This window comes from Streptomyces sp. SKN60, from assembly GCF_026236535.1.
Taxonomy (GTDB): Bacteria; Actinomycetota; Actinomycetes; order Streptomycetales; family Streptomycetaceae; genus Streptomyces.
In genome coordinates this window covers 54,296-67,104 of the sequence record NZ_JAHTMW010000013.1, presented here as the reverse complement: position 1 = coordinate 67,104, position 12,809 = coordinate 54,296, and the positions used below count along the sequence as shown (strand labels likewise).

Annotated in this window: 11 protein-coding genes and 1 tRNA gene; 8 read left to right on the top strand and 4 right to left on the bottom strand. The window is 73.1% G+C overall.

All coding sequences use genetic code 11. The annotated features are described in order from the left end of the window. Window positions 1–2 precede the first annotated feature (2 nt). Window positions 3–1,100 carry a gephyrin-like molybdotransferase receptor GlpR gene (glpR, locus tag KV205_RS22320; RefSeq protein WP_265866320.1) on the top strand — a complete coding sequence of 366 codons (1,098 nt, stop codon included), beginning with the start codon at window positions 3–5 and terminating at the stop codon, window positions 1,098–1,100. Between the two features lie 73 nt (window positions 1,101–1,173). Then, window positions 1,174–1,247 (top strand) — tRNA-Ala (locus tag KV205_RS22315). 70 nt (window positions 1,248–1,317) lie between these two features. On the opposite strand, the gene KV205_RS22310 is transcribed toward KV205_RS22315, so the two are convergent. Together KV205_RS22310 and KV205_RS22305 are read right to left on the bottom strand one after the other, a co-directional pair. Then, window positions 1,318–2,304, bottom strand: a complete 987-nt coding sequence (locus KV205_RS22310; protein ID WP_265866319.1) for a serine protease — start codon at window positions 2,302–2,304, stop codon at window positions 1,318–1,320. A 167-nt stretch (window positions 2,305–2,471) separates the two neighbouring features. Further along, complete coding sequence (locus KV205_RS22305; RefSeq protein WP_265866318.1) at window positions 2,472–2,963, bottom strand: GNAT family N-acetyltransferase; 492 nt, start codon at window positions 2,961–2,963, stop codon at window positions 2,472–2,474. 68 nt (window positions 2,964–3,031) lie between these two features. Between KV205_RS22305 and KV205_RS22300 the strand changes: the two genes are divergently transcribed. Further along, complete coding sequence (locus KV205_RS22300; protein ID WP_265866317.1) at window positions 3,032–3,835, top strand: exodeoxyribonuclease III; 804 nt, start codon at window positions 3,032–3,034, stop codon at window positions 3,833–3,835. A gap of 26 nt (window positions 3,836–3,861) precedes the next feature. Here KV205_RS22300 and KV205_RS22295 read toward each other — a convergent pair whose 3' ends face one another. Then, entirely contained in the window at window positions 3,862–4,482 is a 621-nt protein-coding gene (locus KV205_RS22295; protein ID WP_265866486.1) for a MerR family transcriptional regulator, read from the bottom strand. A 376-nt stretch (window positions 4,483–4,858) separates the two neighbouring features. Between KV205_RS22295 and KV205_RS22290 the strand changes: the two genes are divergently transcribed. The 5 genes from KV205_RS22290 to KV205_RS22270 all read left to right on the top strand — a co-directional run bounded on the left by KV205_RS22290 (window position 4,859) and on the right by KV205_RS22270 (window position 9,184). Further along, window positions 4,859–6,382 (top strand): NAD(P)/FAD-dependent oxidoreductase, encoded by a 1,524-nt coding sequence (locus tag KV205_RS22290; RefSeq protein ID WP_265866316.1) that lies wholly within the window; start codon window positions 4,859–4,861, stop codon window positions 6,380–6,382. Between the two features lie 11 nt (window positions 6,383–6,393). Beyond that, complete coding sequence (locus KV205_RS22285; protein WP_265866485.1) at window positions 6,394–7,293, top strand: alpha/beta fold hydrolase; 900 nt, start codon at window positions 6,394–6,396, stop codon at window positions 7,291–7,293. Further along, window positions 7,290–8,183, top strand: a complete 894-nt coding sequence (locus KV205_RS22280) for an SDR family oxidoreductase (RefSeq protein WP_265866315.1) — start codon at window positions 7,290–7,292, stop codon at window positions 8,181–8,183. The genes KV205_RS22285 and KV205_RS22280 overlap by 4 nt, the downstream gene beginning before the upstream one ends. Window positions 8,184–8,292: 109 nt before the next feature. Next, window positions 8,293–8,481, top strand: coding sequence for a hypothetical protein (locus KV205_RS22275; protein ID WP_265866314.1), 189 nt, complete (start codon window positions 8,293–8,295; stop codon window positions 8,479–8,481). Between the two features lie 115 nt (window positions 8,482–8,596). Further along, window positions 8,597–9,184: a GNAT family N-acetyltransferase gene (locus KV205_RS22270; protein ID WP_265866313.1), complete on the top strand. Its 588-nt coding sequence runs from the start codon at window positions 8,597–8,599 to the stop codon at window positions 9,182–9,184. On the opposite strand, the gene KV205_RS22265 is transcribed toward KV205_RS22270, so the two are convergent. Beyond that, window positions 9,127–12,726, bottom strand: coding sequence for a S41 family peptidase (locus tag KV205_RS22265; RefSeq protein ID WP_265866312.1), 3,600 nt, complete (start codon window positions 12,724–12,726; stop codon window positions 9,127–9,129). The genes KV205_RS22270 and KV205_RS22265 overlap by 58 nt on opposite strands. Window positions 12,727–12,809: the final 83 nt, after the last annotated feature.

Below are 12,809 nucleotides of genomic sequence, written 5' to 3'. Positions count from 1 at the left end.
GCGTGAGCAGCAGCGGCCTCATCTACGCAGTCATTGTCGGGGCCTGGGCCGCCTACTTGGTGCCGATGTGGCTCCGCAGGCAGGACGAGCTGAACGAGGCCCGTCCGACGGAACGCTTCAGCACCGCCATCCGGCTGCTGTCCGGACGGGCGGGCATGGAGCGCCGTTACGCCAAGGAGCTCAGGGACCGGGACCGCGCGGCCGACGACCCGGCATCCGACGTCGACCCGGACGCGGTGACCGAGCATCTGAGCTCGGTCGACGTCCGGGACTTCTGCGCGCCCGCGGCCAGAACGGAAGCCCGCCTGGAACTGCCGGAGGAGGCCCCCAAGGCCCCCCAGGCCTCCAAGGGCGCCAAGGCTCCCAAGGCCCCCGCTCCGGCCCCCGCGCGTCGTGGCGCGGGCGCGGGCGCGGGTGCCGGCGGTGGCGCCGCGGCCGAGCGGGCCCGCCGGAGCAAGGTCCTGGCCCGGCGCCGGCGCACCACGGTGCTCCTCTTCCTCGCCTTCACGCTCGGCGCGGTCGTCGCGGCCGTCGGCGGCCTCGCCTTCCTGTGGGCGCCCGCCGCCCCGGCCCTGCTGCTCAGCGCGTACATCGTCTATCTGCGCGTCCAGGAGCGGCGGCGCTTCGTGTACGTGATGGACCGCCGCAACGCCGAGGCGGCCGCCGCCCGGCTGCGCGAGAGCCGTCGCCCGGCCCCCACGCCCGAGCCGGAGCCCGCCCCGGCGCCGGCCGCCGAGGCGACCGTCTCCCCGCAGGAGGCGGACCGCCGGGCGCTGGTCGAGCAGACCGACCACGCCGAGTGGGTCGACCAGCAGCGCGAGCGCGGCCCGGCCCGCGGCGACAGCTGGGACCCGGTCCCGGTGCCGCTCCCCACGTACGTCACCGCCCCGGTCGCCCCGCGCGCCTCCGGCGGCGTCGACATCACGGACCCGGAGACCTGGAGCTCGGCCCGCTCCTCCACGGCGGCCGACCCGGCTCCGACCCCCGCCCCGGCCCCGCGTCAGCGCACCGCCCGCCCGCAGGCCCGCCGCGACCACGGGCGCACGCCGCTCTTCGACCAGTACGCGGACGACGACCGCCCGCGCGCGGCCAACGAATGACCGGCTCGTTGACCTGCGGGGGAACGGATTTCCTCGTACTGCGGTCGGGATGCTAATGTTTCACACGTCGCAGGGGCCTGTGGCGCAGTCCGGTAGCGCACCTCGTTCGCATCGAGGGGGTCAGGGGTTCGAATCCCCTCAGGTCCACAGACACGAAGAGCCCGTCCGATCAGCAGATCGGACGGGCTCTTCGCCGTGTGCGCGTCCTGTGTGCGCGTCAGGAGCTCTGGGCCTTGTCGTAGAGGGTCTGGGCGTCCGTGCCGAAGTACGGGCCGAACATGCGGTTGGGCAGGAAGGTGTAGCCGAAGCTGTTCACCGAGGCCTGGAGGCCGGTGCCCGTGGACTCGTCGAAGGAGGCGAACCAGGGGCCGCCGCTGGAACCGCCGGTCATGTTGCAGCCGAGCGAGTGGTCCTGGGAGAACAGGAAGTCCTTCGAGGAGTTGCCCGAGCAGTAGACGAGCTTCGTGCCGTCGTAGGGCGAGGCGGCCGGGAAGCCGAAGGCGTACATCGGCTTGTTGTAGGCGCCGTTGAACTGGATGCCCTGGGCGCCGGTGACCGAGGTGAGGGTCTGGCCGTTCAGCGGGGCGACGACCGCCGCGCCGACGTCGTAGTTGATGTCCTCGCTCGCCTCCCACTGCGGGGTGGTGAGGGTCTTGGCGGCGGTCCACTGGCCGTAGGGCGCGTTGCCGTTGGCGTAGGCCGGGACGAAGACCCAGTTGGTGTGCCAGGCGCCCTGGTACTTCACGCAGTGGCCGGCGGTGATGACGGTGCTGGCGTTCTTGCTGGTGACGGCGTTTCCGGAGCAGGAGGCCGTGCGGCCCTGGAAGGTGAAGAACACCCGGCCCGAGGTCTTCACGACCGCGCCGCCGCCCGTCCACGCCCCGCCCGCCTGCGGGAAGGCGGTGGGGGAGACGGCGCTCCGGTCGACGGTCGTCGGGGCGATCGTCGTCGGGGCGGCCGCGCGCGGGACCCGGTGCAGCGCGCCCGGAGCGGCCGTCAGGTCCAGCGGGACGGCCGAGCGCATCCGTTCCGGGGTCCAGAAGCCGGCCGCCCGGTCCTGCTGGGCGGCGGTGAACGAGTGGCCGGTGTCGCCGGCGGCCCGGGGCGCCGGGGCGGCCTGGGCGGCCCCGGTCGACGCGAGCCCGCCGGCGACGAGGGCGCCGACGGACAGCAGCACGGCTGTGGCGAAGCGATGGCGTCTCACGCATGTCTCCTTCTGCCGAGGCAGGTGGGGGATGAGAACGGTGCGGATCGACGTGCGTGGGCAGAGTGCCAGAGCCGGGCATGTTTGTCAGGGGCCTGTCACAGCCATTCTCGGGCCGGGGCCGGGGCCGGGGCCGGGGTCGAGGTCGACATCTGTGCGGTGACGGGTCAGAGCGCCTTCGCGAAGCAGCGGCTGTTCGGGTAGTCCCGGTAGAAGCCGAACTTCTCGCAGGGCTCGTAGCCGCACGAGGTGTAGAGCGCGATGGCCTCCGGCTGCGCGGTGCCCGTCTCCAGGACCATGCGGGTCCGGCCGGCCTCGCGGGCGTCCGTCTCCAGGGTGGCCAGGATGCGCCGCGCGAGCCCCAGGCCGCGCGCCTCGGGCACCACGTACATGCGCTTCAGCTCGGCGTCGCCGTCGGCGTACCCCTCGTCGTTGGCGTCCTGGGTGCGCCAGCCGCCGGTCGCGACGGGGCGGCCCCCGGGGTCGTACGCGAGCAGGTAGAGGCCCTGCGGCGGGGCGAACATCGAGGGTTCGAGGTGTGTGAGATCGCCCTCACCCTCACCGTCGTCGTCCGCGTAGCGCTCGGCGTATTCCAGCTGGACGGCGTCGTTGAGCTTGACGGCGTCGGGGTGGTCGAAGGGGTTGGGGCGAATGTCCATGCTGTCAATCGTATGTCTATGCGATGCGCCGAAGGAGTCCGGACGCCGGTTGTCGGTATTCTCCCGGGATGCTCACCGTCACGACAGCGAATGTCAATGGTCTCCGAGCCGCCGCCAAGAAGGGCTTCGTCGAATGGCTCGCCGGGACCTCCGCCGATGTGGTCTGCCTGCAGGAGGTGCGCGCCGAGGAGGCCCAGCTGCCCGCCGAGGTCCGCAGCCCCGAGGGCTGGTTCACCGTCCACGCGCCCGCCGCCGCCAAGGGCCGGGCCGGGGTCTCGCTCTACACGCGGCGTGAGCCCGACGCCGTACGCGTCGGCTTCGGCACGGCGGAGTTCGAGGACAGCGGCCGCTATGTCGAGGCCGATCTGCCCGGCGTCACCGTCGCCAGCCTCTATCTGCCCTCCGGCGAGGTCGGCACCGAGCGGCAGGACGAGAAGATCCGCTTCATGGACGCCTTCCTGCCGTATCTGAAGGAGCTGCGCGAGCGCGCCGCCGCCGACGGCCGCGAGGTCGTCGTCTGCGGCGACTGGAACATCGCCCACCGCGAGGCCGACCTCAAGAACTGGAAGGCCAACCAGAAGAGCGCCGGCTTCCTCCCCGAGGAGCGGGAGTGGCTGGGCCGCGTCCTCGACGAGGGCGACGGCGGTTACGTGGACGTGGTCCGCTCCCTCCACCCCGAGCAGGACGGCCCGTACTCCTGGTGGTCCTACCGCGGCCGCGCCTTCGACAACGACAGCGGCTGGCGCATCGACTACCAGGTCGCGACGCCCGGGCTCGCCGCCAAGGCGGTCAAGGCGTACGTCGAGCGGGCCGCCACGCACGCGGAGCGCTGGAGCGACCACGCGCCCGTGACGGCGGTCTACGAGCTGTAGCGCACGCGCACCACGCGCAAGCGTTCTCAGACGCCGCCGTGCATCCGCCGGTCCAGGGCGAGGGAGAGTTCCGCCTCGACCACGCTCTTGGCCAGCGGGCGCAGCCGCTGCACGTCCTTCTCGGCGGCGTACTTCCCGAGCAGTTCGGCGAAGAGCTCCGCCAGCGCCTCCGCGTGCTCGCGGACCCGGCCGCCCGCCTCCAGGACGGCGGCCAGCGGGACACCCTCGCGGACCAGGGCGGAGGAGACGTCGAGCAGGCTGCGGCTGACGTGGACGATGTCCTCGCCGTCGGTGGCGAGGTAGCCGAGGTCGAGCGCGGCGGCGAGGTTCTCCGGGGTGACCTCGCCCGCGAAGTGGTCGGCGAGCTCCTCGGGGGTGAGGCGGACGGGCTCCTCCTCGGTGGGGGCGCCCAGCTCCAGGACCTCGCCGACGTTCCGGCCGGACTCGAAGGCGGCGGTGAGGTCGGCGATGCCGTTGAGGGTGTGGCCGCGCTCCAGGAGGGCGGAGATCGTGCGCAGCCGGGCCAGGTGGTGATCGTCGTACCAGGCGATCCGGCCCTCGCGGCGGGGCGGCGGGATCAGCCCGCGCTCGCGGTAGAAGCGGAGGGTGCGGACGGTGATGCCGGCCGCGGCGGCGAGTTCGGCCATCCGGTACTCGTGCGGCGCGGGCCCGTCCGCGACGCACGTCGCCCCGGCCTCGGTCGCCCCGGTCCCGGTCGCCCCCGTCGGCGTACCCGCGGGCATACCGGTCGCCCCTGCGGGCTCCGCCGTGTCCGCCGCGTCCAAAGCGCCCGTCGCGTCCGCCGTGCCCGCCGTGTTCGAAGCGCCCGTCGCGCCCGCCCGGTTCACCTGGTCCGCCCGGTCCGCCTGGTCTCCCGATCGATCTGCCACGCCCGCCAGCCTATGTTGTACCGCCGGTAACTTTCCCCGGCCTTACCCCTACCGCTCGGTATGCGGCTGCTCTACAGTCCCGATTGTGCCAGTGATTGCTGGCGGAATCTTGGCCGGGCGCACGGGAGGCGGCATGGCGAAGCACGAGCACATACGGGTGGCGGTGATCGGATCGGGATTCGGCGGCATCGGAGCCGCCGTCCGGCTGCGCCGCGAGGGAATCACCGACTTCGTCGTCCTGGAGCGAGCCGACTCCGTGGGCGGCACCTGGCGCGACAACAGCTACCCCGGCTGCGCCTGCGACGTGCCCTCCCACCTCTACTCCTTCTCCTTCGCGCCCAACCCCGACTGGCCCCGCACCTTCTCCGGCCAGCGCCACATCCGCGCGTACCTGGAGCACGTCACCGACACCTTCGGGATCCGGCCGCACCTGCGGCTGAACCACGAGGTCATGAAGATGGCCTGGAACGCGGACGAGCTGCGCTGGGACATCGAGACCAGCCGCGGCAGCTTCTCCGCCGACGTCGTCGTCTCCGCCACCGGCCCGCTCTCCGACCCCAGGATCCCGGACATCCCGGGGCTCGCCGACTTCACCGGCAAGGTCTTCCACTCCGCCCGGTGGGACCACGACTACGACCTGACCGGCAAGCGCGTCGCCATGGTCGGAACCGGCGCCTCCGCCATCCAGATCGTCCCGTCGATCCAGCCGAAGGTCGGGAGGCTCACCCTCTTCCAGCGCACGGCCCCGTGGGTCATGCCCCGGATGGACCGCGCCATCAGCGCCCCCGAGCGCTGGCTGCACCGGCAGCTGCCGTTCACCGCGACCGCCCGCCGCGGCCTCCTGTGGGGGATCCGCGAGCTGCAGGTCAGCGCGTTCACCAAGCGGCCCGACGAGCTCGGTCTGGTCGAGCGGCTCGCCAAGGCCAACATCGCCCGGGCGATCAAGGACCCGGCGCTGCGGGCCAGGCTGACCCCCTCGTACCGCCTCGGCTGCAAGCGCATCCTGCTGTCGAACACGTACTACCCGGCGCTCGCCCAGCCCAATGTGGACGTCATCGCCTCCGGCCTCAAGGAGGTCCGCGGGAACGTGGTCGTGGCCGCCGACGGCACGGAGACCGAGGTCGACGCGATCATCTTCGGCACCGGCTTCCACGTCACCGACATGCCGATCGCGCCGCGCGTCATCGGCGCCGACGGACGCTCGCTCGCCGACCACTGGAAGAACGGCATGGAGGCGCTGCGCGGCGCGACCGCCGCCGGCTTCCCCAACATGATGACGATCATCGGCCCCAACACCGGCCTCGGGAACTCCTCGATGATCCTGATGATCGAGTCCCAGCTGAACTACATGGCCGACTACCTGCGCCAGCTCAATGTCCTGGGAGGGCGCACCGCCCTCGCCGTCCGCCCCTCCGCCGTCGGCGTCTGGAACCGCCGGGTGCAGAAGCGGATGGAGCGGACCGTGTGGAAGTCGGGCGGCTGCGAGAGCTGGTACCTCGACGCCAACGGCCGCAACACCACCCTGTGGCCGGGCACCACCGGCGAGTTCCGGCGCGAGACGCGGACCGTCGACCTGTCCGAGTACGAAGTGCTGCGCGCGCCCGCGAAGCCCGCGGCCGGCCGCCGCGCCACCCGTAAGAAGGAGGCCGTGCAGTGACGCGCGATCTGATGGTGACCTCCGCCGACGGCTCGGCGATCCATGTCGAGGTGTACGGCCCCGAGGGCGCCCCCGCGGTCGTCCTCGCCCACGGCTGGACCTGCTCCACCCGCTTCTGGGACGCGCAGATCCACGCCCTGTCCGCCGACCACCGGGTCGTCGTCTACGACCAGCGCGGCCACGGCGACTCCCCGGCGCCCGCGCTCGACGCCGGTTCGCGAGACGCCGGCGGCAAGGGCTACTCCACGGAGGCCCTCGCCGACGACCTGGAGGCGGTCCTCACCGCGACCCTCGGCCCCGGCGAACGGGCCGTGGTGGCCGGCCACTCCATGGGCGGCATGACGATCATGGCCGCCTCGCGCAGGCCCGCCTTCCGGCAGCACGCCGCGGCCGCCCTGCTCTGCTCCACCGGGCCCTCGCGGCTCACGGAGGAGGCGCTGGTCGTACCGATGGCGCCGGGCCGGCTGCGGACCCGGCTGACCGCCGCCGTCCTCGGCGCGAAGGCGCCGCTCGGGCCCGTCACGCCCGTCTCGAAGAAGATCCTCAAGTACGCGACGATGGGGCCGGGCTCGGCGCCCGAGAAGGTCGACGCGTGCGCCCGGATCGTGCACGCCTGCCCGCGCGGCGCCCGCCACGGCTGGTCGCAGGTGCTCGCCGCGCTCGACCTGGAGGTCGGGCTGCGCGAACTGAAGCTGCCGGTGGCCGTGCTCGTCGGCACCGACGACCGGCTCACCCCGGCGCGCCACTCGCGGGCCATGGCAGGTGCGCTGCCGCACTGCACGGGGCTCGTCGAGCTGGCCGGCATGGGACACATGACGCCGGTGGAGGCGCCGGAGGCCGTCACCGCGCAGATCCGCGAACTGACGCTCACCTACCTGGGCGCGAAGGAGAACGAGGGGGCAGGGGCATGAGCAGGGTGAGCCTGGAAGGACAGGTCGCGGTCGTCACCGGCGGCGCGCGCGGGGTCGGCGAGCTCCTCGCCCGCAAGCTCTCGGCGCGCGGTGCGAAGATCGCGCTGGTCGGCCTGGAGCCGGAGCTCCTGAAGGAGGTCGCCGGCCGGCTGCACACCGAGGCCGACTGGTGGCACGCCGACGTCACCGACCACGAGGCGATGGCCGAGGTCGCGGCCGCGGTGAAGCAGCGGTTCGGCAAGGTCGACATCGTGGTCGCCAACGCCGGTGTCGCGGCGGGCGGTCCGTTCGTCGACTCCGACCCGGTCGCCTGGCGGCGGGTCATCGAGGTCAACCTGATCGGCGGCGCCGTCACGGCCCGCGCGTTCCTGCCGGTCCTCATGGAGTCCCGCGGCTACTTCCTGCAGATCGCCTCGCTCGCGGCGATGACCCCGGCGCCGATGATGACGGCGTACTGCGCCTCCAAGTCCGGGGCCGAGGCCTTCGCGCACAGCCTGCGCGCCGAGGTCGCGTACAAGGGCGTGAAGGTCGGCGTCGGCTATCTGTCCTGGACCGACACCGACATGGTGCGGGGCGCGGACCAGGACGACGTGATGCGCGAGCTGCGCTCCCGGCTGCCCTGGCCGTCCAACCGCACCTACCCGCTCGGCCCGGCCGTCGACCGGATCGTCGCGGGCGTCGAGCGGCGCTCGGCCCATGTGTACGCCCAGTGGTGGCTGCGCGGGATGCAGTCCACCCGCGGCTATCTGCCGGGCATCATCGCCTCCGTCGGACAGCGCGAGATGCGGCGCTTCGAGCCGCGGCTCGGAAGCGTCGGCAAGGGGCTGGTCGGCGCGGGCGGCGCGGCGGACGAGGAGGAGCGCACGGAGCGCCGGTCCGCGCGTTCGTGACTGTCCGTATCTGATCGAAATGCACGGGTTGTCCTGCCGTGTCAGTCTGGTCGAAGCCCAAGGGGCGACACGCCCCGTCTCCCTCACACCCTTCTAGGAGTGACCTTTCATGGGCATCAAGGACGACATGCAGGGCAAGGCGCAGCAGGCCAAGGGCAAGATGCAGGACGCGATGAGCGGGGCCAAGGACCGGGCCTCCGAGCGCGCGTCGCAGGCCAAGGACCGTGCGAAGTCCGAGGACGAGCGGCGCCGGCAGCAGGAGGACCAGGACCGCCTCGACATGGACTACGACGCCTGACGCCGTCCTGTGAGGAAGGCGCACCCGGGACGCCGGGTGCGCCTTCGCGTGTTTGTCTCCGCTGCCTGTGGATAACTTCCTGCACGGAATCGCGGAGTTACGTACCGTGATCCTCATGTCCGAGACTGAGGCAACCCAGGCACCTGAGGCAATCGACGTGACGACGTTCGTACTTGAGCGGCTGCGACCCGACCACGCGCCCGCCGTGCTCGCCTTCGAGCGGGAGAACCGGGCCTTCTTCGCCGCGTCCGTGCCCGACCGCGGGGACGCGTATTTCGAGGAGGCGGAGTTCGCCGCCCGGCACCAGGCCCTGCTGGACGAGCAGGAGGTCGGGACGATCCTCTTCCATGTGCTGGTCGCGGGGGACGGGGAGATAGTGGGGCGGTTCAATCTGGTGGACATAGCCGACGGCAGTGCCGAACTCGGCTACCGGGTCGCCGAGAAGACCGCCGGCCGCGGGGTGGCGACCGCGACGGTACGGGAGTTGTGCGCGCGGGCCCGCGAGGAGTACGGGCTGAGCCGGCTCACCGCCGCCGCGACCCTCGGCAACGGGCCGTCCCGGGCGGTGCTCGCCCGGGTCGGGTTCGGCGCGGTGGGCAGCGTGACGCTCGACGGCGAGCCGGGCACGGCCTACGAGCTGGACCTCTACGAGCTGGACCGGGGCGGCAGCTTGGGCCGGGAGCGGTCCGGCACCGCCTCATAGCCGGGCGGGCTCGCGGGCGGGTTCTCGTCGAGCAGGGCCAGGGCGACGTGCACGGCGTCGTCGAGCTGGGCGTGCCGGCCCTCGGCCCAGTCGAGGGGGGTGCGCAGCACGGCGAGGTCGGGGGCGACGCCCTGGTTCTCCACGGACCAGCCGTATTCGGGGAACCAGGCGGCGTTCATCGGCACGGTGATCGTGGTGCCGTCGCCCAGGGTGTGGCGGCCCGTCATGCCGACGACGCCGCCCCACGTGCGCTGGCCGACGACGGGGCCGAGGCCGAGCAGTTTGAAGGCGGCGGTGATCATGTCGCCGTCGGAGGAGGTGGCCTCGTCGGCGAGCGCGACGATCGGGCCACGCGGGGCGTTGGAGGCGTAGCTGACCGGCTGGGCGTTGCGGGTGAGGTCCCAGCCGAGGATCTTGCGGGTGAGTTTCTCTATCACCAGCTCGCTGATGTGGCCGCCGGCGTTGCCGCGCACGTCCACGATGAGGGCCGGCCGGGAGACCTCCATCCGCAGGTCGCGGTTGAACTGGGCCCAGCCGGAGCCGCCCATGTCGGGGATGTGGAGGTAGCCGCAGCGCCCGCTGCTGATCTCGCGCACGACCGCGCGCCGCTTGGTCACCCAGTCCTGGTAGCGCAGCGGGCGTTCGTCGACGAGGGGGACGACGGCGATCCGGCGGGAGCGGCCCTCGCCGCCGGCGGGGGTGAAGGTGAGTTCGACGGTGGTGCCACCGGTGCCGGAGAGGAGGGGATAGGGACCGGCCACCGGGTCGACGGGGCGGCCGTCGACATGGGTGAGGACGGCGCCCTCGCGGATTCCGGTGCCCGCGAGCGGTGAGCGGGCCTTGGAGTCGGAGGAGTCGCCGGGCAGGATCCGCTTGACCGTCCAGCCGTCGTCGCGGGGCACGAGGTTGGCGCCGAGCAGACCCTGCGGGCGCTGGTAGTGGGCGGGGCCCTCGTTGCGGCGGGCGGGGCTGACGTACGCGTGCGAGGTGCCGAGCTCGCCCATCACCTCGCGCAGCAGGTCGGCGAACTCGTCCGGGGAGGCGACCCGTTGGACGAGCGGGCGGTACTGGTCGAGGACGGCCGTCCAGTCGACGCCGCCCATGTCCGGCTCCCAGAAGTAGGCGCGGACGATCCGGCCGGCCTCGTCGAAGGCCTGCCGCCACTCGGCGGCCGGGTCGACCTCGTGCACGATGCGCCGCAGGTCGAGGTAGACCGTCGAGTCGCTGTCGCCGGACTCGGTGGAGGGGACGGCCCGCAGCTCGCCCTCGTCGACCACGACGAGCCGGGAGCCGTCGCCGCTCACCGCGAACCAGTCGAGGTGGCCCACGAGTTCGGTCTTGCGGGCCTTGGGGATGTTGTAGTGCTCCAGCGTGGGGCGGGGGGAGGGATCGGAGGGGTTGGCGAAGGTCTCGCCGAGCGCGCCGGAGATCGGCCAGCGCAGCCACACCAGGCCGCCGCCGGCCACCGGCTGGAGGGCGGAGTACTTGGAGGCGGTCACGGGGAAGGGGTGGACCCGGTCGGGGAGTCCCTCGATCTCGACGGTGACCGTGCCGTCCCCGGCGCCCGCCTCCTCGTCGGCGGGGTCCATGCCGCCGGCGGCGGGCCGCCCGTCGGGAAGCAGCGCGAAGGGGGAGGGGGTCGCGGAGGAGAGCGGTACGAGGTAGGGGCGGCAGCCCAGCGGGAAGGACAGGTCGCCGGTGTGCACGTCGTACACCGGGTCGAAGCCCCGCCAGGAGAGGAAGGCGAGGTAGCGCCCGTCGCGGGTGAAGACCGGGTTCTCGTCCTCGAAGCGCCCGTTGGTGACGTCGACGATGGCGGGCGCGCCGGGGCCGGAGATGCGGGCCATCTTGATGGAGCGCAGCGAGCGCCCGATGCCCGGGTGCGACCAGGTGAGCCAGGCCCCGTCGGGGGAGAACGCGAGGTCGCGGACCGGTCCGTTGAGGGAGCGGATGAGCTCGGTGACCTTGCCCTGGGGCGGGGTGCCACCGGGGCCCTCGGGGCCCTCGGCCCCGGGACTCTCGGGGCTGTCGGCGCTCTGGGCGGCCTTGGCGCTCTCGGTGCTCTTGGTGGCCTCGGGGCCCGCAGGGCTCTCGCCGGCCTCGGCGCCCTCGGCCGAGGCGGCGGTGCCCTCGGCCGTGGGCACCGTGGCGCCCTCGCCCTCGCCCTCGCCCGCGTCCGCGCGCCCCGCGGCAGGCTCCGTGAGCTCCGGTTCCTCGTCCTCCTCCGTCGCGTCGATCAGGAGGAGGCGGCCGTCGCTGGAGGCGATGGCGAGGCGTTCGCCGTCGGGGTCGGAGACGAGTTCCTCGACGCGGCCGAGCTGTCCGGAGGCGAGGCGGCGCGGGGGGCGGTCGCCGCTGGCGCGGGGGAGGTAGGCGATCTCGACGGCGTCCTCGCCCTCGGCGTCGGTGACGTAGGCGACCTGGCCGCCGCTGCCCAGCATCTCGGGGAGTCGGACGCGGACCCCGGGGGTGTCGGCGATGGTGCGGGCGGGGCCGTCGCGGTGGGTCAGCCAGTAGAGGCTGCCGCGCACCGAGACGGCGCTGGCCCGGCCGGTCTCGTCCACGGACAGGGCGTCCACGTGGTGGGCGGCGGGCACCTGGTAGGGGCGGCGGCCGGTGCGGGGGCCGCCGAGGCGGACGTCGAGGCGGCGCGGGCGGGAGCCGGCGGTGAGTTCGTCGACGATCCACAGCTCGCCGGCGTGCTGGTAGACCACCCGCTGCCCGTCGCTGGAGGCGTTGCGGGCGTAGAACTCGTCGTGGTCGGTGTGGCGGCGCAGGTCGGTGCCGTCGGGGAGACAGGAGTAGAGGTTGCCGATGCCCTCGTGGTCGGAGAGGAAGGCGATCCGCGTCCCGCCGGCCGCGCCGGCCGGGCCGCTCTCGCCGGGCGGGGCGGTGACGAACATCGGGGCGTCGAGGTGCCCGCCGAGGTCCGGGAGCAGCCGCCTTCCGTGCAGCCACAGGCGGCCCATGGCGCCGCCGCGGTAGCGCTTCCAGGAGGCGGGTTCGTGCGGCGGGGTGCCGGTGAGCAGGAGGCTGCGCCGCTGTGCCGCGGAGCCCTCGGCCTCGGCTTCGTCCTCGTCGAAGTCGGCGACGGCGATGTCGGTGACCGGGCCCCAGGGCAGTTTGGCGCCGGGGGAGCCGTCGGTGGGGACCGTGTAGGCCCAGGAGAAGTAGGAGAAGGGCTGGCCGTGGGAGGAGACCGCGAGGATGTCGGACCGGCCGTCCTGGTCGGGCGGGGACCAGCCGCAGACCCGGGTGTCGGTGGAGCCCCAGTAGCTGAGCCGCCGGGAGGGGCCGCCGTCCACGGGCGCCAGGTGGATCTCCGGATCGAGGCTGCGCCAGCTCGTATAGGCGATGTGGCGGCCGTCCGGGGAGAAGCGCGGGGGCCCGACCCGGGTCCGGTCGGCGGTGATCCGCCAGGCGCGGCCGGGCCGGTGGCCCTCGGGCACGAGGGGGGCGACCCAGAGGTCGTCCTCGGCCGCGAAGCACAGCAGCTCGCCGTGGAGGTGCGGGAAGCGGAGATACGCGACGTCGTCACTCACCTCCTCATGCTTTCCGCGGGAAGGGGGTGAGGCAACTCGTACGTCAGTCCAGAAGCAGTTCGGAAGTGGTCCGGAAGGTTCCG

Coding starts and splice junctions, on each gene's coding strand:
- KV205_RS22305 (WP_265866318.1), bottom strand. CDS start 2,963: ATGGACATTCGCCCCAACCCCTTCGACCACCCCGACGCCGTCAAGCTC.
- KV205_RS22300 (WP_265866317.1), top strand. CDS start 3,032: ATGCTCACCGTCACGACAGCGAATGTCAATGGTCTCCGAGCCGCCGCC.
- KV205_RS22295 (WP_265866486.1), bottom strand. CDS start 4,482: ATGGCCGAACTCGCCGCCGCGGCCGGCATCACCGTCCGCACCCTCCGC.
- KV205_RS22290 (WP_265866316.1), top strand. CDS start 4,859: ATGGCGAAGCACGAGCACATACGGGTGGCGGTGATCGGATCGGGATTC.
- KV205_RS22285 (WP_265866485.1), top strand. CDS start 6,394: ATGGTGACCTCCGCCGACGGCTCGGCGATCCATGTCGAGGTGTACGGC.
- KV205_RS22280 (WP_265866315.1), top strand. CDS start 7,290: ATGAGCAGGGTGAGCCTGGAAGGACAGGTCGCGGTCGTCACCGGCGGC.
- KV205_RS22275 (WP_265866314.1), top strand. CDS start 8,293: ATGGGCATCAAGGACGACATGCAGGGCAAGGCGCAGCAGGCCAAGGGC.
- KV205_RS22270 (WP_265866313.1), top strand. CDS start 8,597: ATGTCCGAGACTGAGGCAACCCAGGCACCTGAGGCAATCGACGTGACG.